Here is a 1176-nt window from a genome sequence, read left to right as displayed (position 1 = left end):
GCGAGCCTCATCAACTGGGGCGGCGGCGGGGACCTCGGGACGATCACCACCTCGGTCTCGGACCGCACCCGGGTGTTCGGGTCATGACCGCCGCGTCCCGCCTCCGCGCCGCCGTCCGCCGCGTCCGCACGGACGAGAGCGGCACGACCCTTCTCGAGCTGGCCATGGCGATCGCCCTGTTCCTGCTGATCTTCTTCGCGCTGATCGACTTCGGGCGCATGGGATACAACTGGGTCATGACGCAGAAGGCGGTGCAGATGGCCGCCCGCATCGCCGCCGCGCGCCCACCGGCCTGCGCCGGCGTGCCCGAAGCAAACGGGATCGGCACGGCGACCGAGCCTTACGGCACGCTGTGCCGCAACGGGGCGGGCATCTGCTCGACGGTCGACATCAGCTGCGACGGGGCGACGGCGAACGCGACCGTGGCCGAGATCTGGGCGCGGGTCGAGCCGCTCCTGCCCCCCGACGCGACCCCGGCCAACCTGCGGTTCCGCTACAGCACCTCAGGCACAGCGACGGAGCGGATAGGCTTCCTGGGCGGGCCTTTCACGCCGGTCGTCACCGTTGAAGCCCAGAACCTCGAGTTCCAGTTCGTTCACCCGCTTGCCGGGCTCGCCTCCCTGGCCGGCGCCACCGACACGACCGACCAGGCGGATGCCGAAGCGAACGGCATTCCCATGCCGTCCATGAGCGTGTCCCTCCCTGGCGAGGACCTCGCCTTGGGTGGGGCCGGATAACAGGAGACCCGACCATGACCACCTCTCCCAAAACCACCGTTGCCCTGGTCGGCGGCAGCGCCGAGATCGCCGGCATTGACGCGGCGCTGCATGCCATACCGGGCATCGCTGTCGAGCGGCAGCCCAGTTCGCTCACACGCCTCAACGGTCACGCCGCCCAGTTGGCCTCGACGGCCGACGTGATCCTCTTCTGCCCCGACCCCGCGGCGGGCCTCGATCTCGAGGTCCTGCGCGAGCTGCATCGCGCGCCCGGACGCAACGCGGCGCTCGTGGCGCTGACGGCCCCGGACATGCCGATCGCCGAGGCGCGCCGCCTTCTGCAGGCGGGGGTGGAGGACGTGCTGCCCTGGACCGCGAGCCCCGCCGATCTGCGCGAAGGGCTCGACCGCTGGAAGCGGCCGAACCTGCCGGCGCTCTACGAGCCGCCCAAGCGGCACGG

2 protein-coding genes are annotated in these 1176 nt (G+C 71.4%); both read left to right on the top strand.

What is annotated here, in order from left to right:
* Positions 1 to 737: TadE family protein (locus FHG71_RS23270; RefSeq protein WP_342777528.1), on the top strand; the 737-nt coding region annotated here is incomplete at its 5' end.
* A gap of 14 nt (positions 738 to 751) precedes the next feature.
* On the top strand, positions 752 to 1176 hold a 425-nt coding region (locus FHG71_RS23265), incomplete at its 3' end, for a response regulator transcription factor (protein ID WP_139084177.1).

The organism is Rubellimicrobium roseum (assembly GCF_006152145.1).
Taxonomy (GTDB): Bacteria; Pseudomonadota; Alphaproteobacteria; order Rhodobacterales; family Rhodobacteraceae; genus Rubellimicrobium; species Rubellimicrobium roseum.
The sequence above is the reverse complement of the archived record's forward strand: the minus strand, read 5'-3'. Positions and strand labels throughout refer to the sequence as shown.